This window comes from Klebsiella sp. M041, assembly GCF_059759695.1.
Map to the genome: position 1 here is coordinate 172386 of NZ_JCAXWU010000012.1, position 6333 is coordinate 178718.

Genomic DNA, 6333 nt, shown 5'->3' on the forward strand with positions numbered 1-6333 from the left:
CTGCACATTTAGTCACTTTTTCTGCCGCTTTATCGCGGTCGCTTAATTGAGCGACCGCACCTGCTGATAAGAATTGAGCCGTTCCCGCAGCGAAGTCAGCCAGGCATCTGGCTCCTGACGGCAGATTTCGGTGAGGATCGGCGTCAGCACCAGCTCGGCTTCATGGAAGTCGGTCCACTCCGGCGGCTGCAGGGAAAAAGGATCATTCATCAGCCAGATCACCATCGGCGTCCAGGTGCGCGGATCCAGCTGCAGATAATCCTGACAGCGCATCATATCGCGCGTCCGCGCCTCAGCGGGCGAGGCGTCCTTACCCACCGCGGCGCTACTCATTGCCACGAGTATTATTCCTGCCATTAGACGTTTCCAAACCCATTTTTGCCAAAGGGCGAGCTTCACTTTTGCCATTGTTATTATTTTACCTGCCAGTTGTCACCGGACGATATTCCCGACAACTCACCTTAAAAAGAGCAGATTAATCGTTTGCATTTTTTTTAATACCAGACAGCGCTGAAGTAAGCGAACGCCTGTTCCTACAGCTGTCATCCAGATATGCAAATATATTCAGCGAAGGGTTCGCCCAGAATATCTTCCCCGGGCGAAAACGATTTGTGTTACAATTGCGCCTTATTACGGCATCGATAAAAATAACCCCCGCCGCACCTGCACCAGACATCGCCCTTCTTTTTCATATCAGGATTTACGCCCCCATGAATGCGATAATCATTGACGATCATCCATTGGCACGTATCGCCATTCGCAACCTACTCGATACCAACGGTATTACCGTCGCGGCAGAGCTCGACAGCGGCGCTCATGCGGTGCAGGCCGCCGAAACGATGCAGCCTGACCTGCTGATCGTTGACGTCGATATTCCGGAGCTCAGCGGCATCGACGTTCTTGAGCAGCTGCGCAAACGCCGCTACCAGGGAAAAATTATCGTCATTTCCGCCAAAAATGAACGGTTCTACGGCAAACGCAGCGCCGACTGCGGGGCCAATGGTTTTGTGAGTAAAAAAGAGGGAATGAATAATATCCTCGCCGCGATCGAGGCGGCCAATAATGGCTACAGCTATTTCCCCTTTTCACTGGAGCGCTTCTGCACCCACGGCATCACCGATCAGGACCGGCTGGATACGCTGTCAACGCAGGAGATGAAAGTCTTCCGCTATATCCTCAGCGGCGTCGACTACACCACCATCGGCAGCAAAATGAATATCAGCAATAAGACGGTCAGCACCTATAAGGTCCGTCTGATGGATAAATTAGGCTGCAGCTCCCTGCTTGAGCTTTATGACTTTGCGCAACGCAATAAAATAGGGTGATGCCATGGTTGTTCGTCTTATTTTATCCCTGATTGTCGGACTGGCGCTAAGCCACTCCCCCGCCGCGTTTGCCATGAAGCAACTGGAGCTGAAAAGCCATGCCCACATTGCGGCAATCGACATTCCGCTTAACGATACGGAAAAGGTCTGGCTGGCCGCCCGGCCGACGCTGACCGTCGGCACCTGGCTGCCTGAGATGACGCCTATCGTCTACGACAGCGACGAGGAGAGCTATCAGGGAATTAACGCCGACTATCTGGCGCTAATGGCGCACAGCCTCGGGTTGAAGGTGGTTATCCGCCAATATGACACCGAGCAGCAGGCGCTGGCCGCCCTGGCCGACCGCCAGGTGGATACCCTGCTCACTCAGGTGGCGCACCGGGATGCGCTCGCCCCGGGACTGACGCACACCGCACCGCTGATCAAAACCTGGCCGACGCTGGTCACCTCGCTAAAATCCCCCCTGCCGCCGCTGACCACCGACCGCCGCGTCACGCTGGCCTGCACCCGCGATTGCGCCTTTTTCGATATCATTCAGCAGGCGTTTCCCAACGCCAAAATCACCCTTTACGATAGCGACTATCAGGCTCTCGCCTCGGTGGTCAGCGGCGAGAATCAGTATTTCATCGGCAACAACATCACCACCGGCCACTGCATCTCGAAATATTTCTCGCAATCGCTGGTCATCGCACACTATTTTCGTCAGCAGGAGCAGCACAACCGCTTTGTCACCCGCGAGGATCGACCGGCGCTGCACCAGCTCCTTGACCGTTTTATCCACGCTATCGACAGCGATACCGCGATGCGGATCATGCAAAACTGGCTCAACCGCGGCGATCTGTCATTTCTCAATACACCGCTGTCCTTTAGCGCCGAAGAGCAGCGCTGGCTACAGAAGCATCGTCGCGTCCGCCTGCTGGTCAACCCCTATTTTCCGCCTTTTACTCTGGTGGATGACGAGGACGAGCTGCGCGGCATTATGGCCGATATGCTGAATATTTTCTCGCTACAGACCGGGCTGCAGTTTGACCCCATCCTGGTGCGCAACCGTCAGGATCTGGCAAAGCGGATGGAAAAAGAGGACTGGGCGATCATGCCCGCCGCGACCCTGACCCCACAGCCGCAGGCCTACGTCACCCTGAGCGACCCGCTGATTAACGTGGCTTTTGTGCTGGTCGCCCGCGGCAGCGCCCCCGACCCACATCTGCTGGCCCGCCCGGCGCGGATCGCCCTGCCAGTGGGGCCAATCGCCGCCCACGACCTGAAAGCGCGCTTTCCACAGGTTGACTGGGTGGAGACGGATAACGTTGGCGTCGCGATGAAGATGGTGGAGGAAGGCGAGGTGGATGCCGCGGTAGCGTCGGAGCTTTCCGCCCGCTATATGATCGACCACTATTATCCACAGGGTCTGCACTACGCCCGCATCGACGGACTCCCGGTCGCCGCCATTCGGCTGGCGATCCCGCGCGATGAACCGGTGCTGGCCGCCATCCTCAGCAAAGCGCTGCAGGCCATTCCGCCGCGGGATATTCTGCAGATGACCGAGAAGTGGTCGAAAATTTCCAGCCAGCAAATAGAGAACTGGAGCCAGTACAGCCGCCAGTTTTACCAGCTGATCGCCTTCGCGCTGGTGCTGATCGCCATCAGCCTCGGGTGGGGACTCTCCCTGTGCCGGGAAGTGCGCAAACGCAAAGACTCTCAGCAGCGGCTGGAGGAGGAGCTGGCGCAGAAGGAGGCCCTCTCCTGCGCCCTGGAGCGGGAAAAAGACAAAGCGATTCAGGCGACAAAAGCCAAGAGTCGCTTTCTGGCCAGCATGAGCCACGAGCTGCGCACGCCGGTGAGCGCCATCGTCGGCTTTCTGGAACTGCTGGCGAAACCGGAGCTGAACGTCGGTCAGCGTAAAGAGGCGATCGAGCTGGCGGGGTCGACGGCGCAAACCCTGCTGGGGCTGATCGGTAATATTCTCGATATCGACAAGATTGAGTCGGGAAAATACCAGATCACCCCGCAGTGGAGCGATGTCGCACAGGTCGTGTCGCAGCAGTGTCACACCTTCGGCGCGCTGGCGAAGCAAAAGGGGATCGCGCTCCACGACCATAACGCGCTACAGGAGGGGACCATGCTGTGGATCGACACGCAGGCGCTACGGCAAATCCTCAATAATCTCATCGGCAATGCGCTGAAGTTTACTACCGAGGGCGCGATTCAGGTCGACTGCCGGCTGACGCAAGCGGATGAGACGCAGGGGGAGCTGACCCTCATCATTAGCGACAGCGGCTGCGGGATCGGCGAAGAAGAGCAGACCACTCTCTTTCACCGTTATGCGCAGGCGCGCCAGGGGCGCAAACAGACCGGTTCCGGCCTGGGTCTGGTCATTTGCCAGGAGCTGGTCGCACTCATGCAGGGCCGACTGGAGATGGTTAGCCATCCTGGCGTGGGGACCACCTTCACCATCACCCTGCCAGCCAAGGTGAGTCGCTGCGCCGTTCGCGCGCCGAAGGCGTTGCCGGCCAGGCAGCAGGCCTTGCCCGGGCTGTCGATATTGATAGCCGACGACCATCCCACCAACCGGCTGCTGCTCAAGCGCCAGCTCAGCACTATCGGCTATAGCGTCGATGAAGCCTGCGACGGTGAAGAGGCGGAGAATAAGCTCGCTGGCAAACATTACGATCTGCTGATCACGGACCTCAATATGCCGAAGAAAGATGGCCTGGCGCTGGCGGCGTCGCTACGTCGGCGCTACCCGGACCTGATGATTTGGGGGGTGACTGCCAGCGCGCTGCCGCAGTCGCGGGAGGCCTGTCTGGCCAGCGGCATGAATATGTGTCTGTTTAAGCCAGTGTCGGTTCAGACGCTGAGCCACGAGCTGAGCCGTTTAGCGGTGGGCCACGCATCGCCAAACGTCGCCCGACACCTGCGGCTCAGCGTGCTGACCGAAAATACCGGGGGAGACCAGGCGCTGATGACTGAGATGCTGGAGACGTTCCGCGATGCGTCGGCCGCGGATTTACAGGCTGCCGGACAGGCAATCGCCCGGCATGAGCCGCAGATCTTTCTGCGAGCGCTGCACCGTCTGCACGGTTCAGCGCAAATTCTGGGGATTACTGCGCTGCAAGCGCTGTGCGCCCCTTTTGAGGCGAAGCGGCCTGACTCGCTAACGCCGGCAAGCTGTCTGGAGGTGGTACAGCGCATCACCGGCGTCATGCGCGAGATCGATGGCGAAATCGACGCCCTGATCGGCCGCTAGCCGTTCCGGTCGGGCAGTCCGCCTGCCCGACCGTTAAGGGGACATCCTTGTCAGTTTCTTCCTCTGCGCTCTCTCAGGGTGGAACAGGTATCAGTTGCCTGCCACCAGCATCTCGCTGTCCACCACGATGCCCTCTTCAGCGCCTTTCAGCACCAGATTCGCTTCGTAATATTTTCCAGCTTTCAGCAGGTCTTGCGCCTGCGCCACCGCCTTACGGGTCTGGTTGAGCGGCATCAGATACTGGTTCTCAATTACGCCAATACCGGCCAGACGGAGGGTATCGATAGCCCCTTTCTGATCGCCTTTCGCCAGTTTTTCGTTAGCGGATTTAATGGCACTCTCTTTTTCCGGCGTGGCTACATAGTCTTCAGACAGAGCGATAGAGGCGTTAATGACCACATAGCGATCGGCGATCATTTTGGCTTTAGCATCGGTTTTCACAAACTTCGCCCAGCTGGCGTCATCGGCGGCCAGCAGCGCGGCGGCGTCGTCAGTCAGTTTTTTAGCGCTATCCGGCTGGCCATGGAACAGCGCCAGACGGGCGAACTGGACATCGCGCATCGCGTTCGCGCCCTGCACTGCCACCTGCAGCACATCGGCGGCTTCTTTCTGCACCTGCGCTGTGGCTGCCGCGGCTGGCGCTGCCGTCGCGCTATCTGCTGCCCACACCGGAGAGGTACCCATCATGGTTGCCAGCAGGCTCGCCAGAATGACTTTTTTCATCGTTAACTCCTGATTAAAATCGGTAAGCATCACCAAACGCAGCCAGCTTAAAAAATATCATGGGCATTGAGAATCAGAGCCCGGAAGGAATATTGCGGGCCTTGTCTGACAGCTGTCAGACAAGGCGTATAAAGTCACCTCAGCGCTCTTATTTACGCCTGCCGATAGCGCGGCCTACTATTTTCCTCAGACCTTTCTTTTGGCCCGCTGAATAAAGCATGACGCATTTTATTCAGCGTCAGGCCGGCAACCGGGATCTGCGGAGAAATTATGTTTATGTTTAGCCATTACACCTTAAATGCGTTTAACCCACGCGTCTTCATTCGATATAAACGGCATGCCGGCTTGATGGCCGCGCTGCTGTTTATCTGCGGGGCCTGTTGCCTGGCCTGGCCGCTGGTCGCCGGCTGGTATCTCGCCACGGTGACCGGCATGTTGTTGATGATCTGCGGCTTCTACTCACTGTACAGCCTGATCGTCTTCCGCCAGCAGCACTGGAAATCACGCCTGGTGGCGCTGATCTTCGCCATCGCCTGGATCGTGCTCGGCCTGAGCTTTGTCGTTAATCCTCTTAACGGCATGAGCAGCCTGGCCCTCTTATTCGGCTTTTTATTTGTTCTCGGCGGTATTTCCCGCATCGTCAACGGATGTCAAACCCGAAAACAAAGCGGCGCCGGCTGGAATATTTTTATCGGCCTGTTGGATTTACTTATCGCCTGCCTGTGGCTGGCCATGAATCCGCAGCAAAGCTGGATATTTATTACCGCCTTTATCGGCGTTGAAATGATATTTAGCGCCATCGGCTTGCTGGTCCTGCGCAATAAAATGAAGCACGCCCAGGCTTAAGCCCTATTTTGTCACTGGAGAAGAAAATGAATTTGCCTAAAGCACTCGTACTGACCGTAGCGGCCACCACATTCTGTCTGAGGCTTTGTTGAATAAATCGAACTTTTGCTAAGTTGAAGGATCAGATCACGCATCTTCCCGACAACGCAGACCGTTCCGTGGCAAAGCAAAAGTTCAAAATCACCAACTGGC

Annotated in this window: 6 protein-coding genes; 4 read left to right on the forward strand and 2 right to left on the reverse strand. The window is 57.2% G+C overall.

The window, feature by feature from the left end; genetic code table 11:
* Positions 1-42 precede the first annotated feature (42 nt).
* Positions 43-408 (reverse strand): HdeA/HdeB family chaperone, encoded by a 366-nt coding sequence (locus AC6CWS_RS17425; protein WP_072096603.1) that lies wholly within the window; start codon positions 406-408, stop codon positions 43-45.
* 302 nt (positions 409-710) lie between these two features.
* Between AC6CWS_RS17425 and evgA the strand changes: the two genes are divergently transcribed.
* On the forward strand, positions 711-1325 hold the full coding sequence (evgA, locus tag AC6CWS_RS17430; protein ID WP_023291050.1) for an acid-sensing system DNA-binding response regulator EvgA: 615 nt from the start codon (positions 711-713) through the stop codon (positions 1323-1325).
* 4 nt (positions 1326-1329) lie between these two features.
* Positions 1330-4572: an ATP-binding protein gene (locus AC6CWS_RS17435; protein ID WP_065882642.1), complete on the forward strand. Its 3243-nt coding sequence runs from the start codon at positions 1330-1332 to the stop codon at positions 4570-4572.
* 90 nt (positions 4573-4662) lie between these two features.
* On the opposite strand, the gene AC6CWS_RS17440 is transcribed toward AC6CWS_RS17435, so the two are convergent.
* Entirely contained in the window at positions 4663-5325 is a 663-nt protein-coding gene (locus tag AC6CWS_RS17440) for a YfdX family protein (RefSeq protein ID WP_072096602.1), read from the reverse strand.
* A 240-nt stretch (positions 5326-5565) separates the two neighbouring features.
* On the opposite strand from AC6CWS_RS17440, the gene AC6CWS_RS17445 reads away from it, so the two are divergent.
* Both AC6CWS_RS17445 and AC6CWS_RS17450 read left to right on the forward strand, forming a co-directional pair.
* A complete protein-coding gene (locus AC6CWS_RS17445; protein WP_023291053.1) occupies positions 5566-6141 on the forward strand; it encodes an HdeD family acid-resistance protein in 576 nt (191 codons plus the stop codon).
* 113 nt (positions 6142-6254) lie between these two features.
* Positions 6255-6333: hypothetical protein (locus AC6CWS_RS17450; RefSeq protein WP_223602338.1), on the forward strand; the 79-nt coding region annotated here is incomplete at its 3' end.

Bases quoted from the DNA above. Each gene is read 5' to 3' on its own strand.
- AC6CWS_RS17440 (WP_072096602.1), bottom strand. From the start codon at position 5,325: ATGCTTACCGATTTTAATCAGGAGTTAACGATGAAAAAAGTCATTCTG.
- AC6CWS_RS17435 (WP_065882642.1), top strand. From the start codon at position 1,330: ATGGTTGTTCGTCTTATTTTATCCCTGATTGTCGGACTGGCGCTAAGC.
- AC6CWS_RS17445 (WP_023291053.1), top strand. From the start codon at position 5,566: ATGTTTATGTTTAGCCATTACACCTTAAATGCGTTTAACCCACGCGTC.
- AC6CWS_RS17425 (WP_072096603.1), bottom strand. From the start codon at position 408: ATGGCAAAAGTGAAGCTCGCCCTTTGGCAAAAATGGGTTTGGAAACGT.
- evgA (WP_023291050.1), top strand. From the start codon at position 711: ATGAATGCGATAATCATTGACGATCATCCATTGGCACGTATCGCCATT.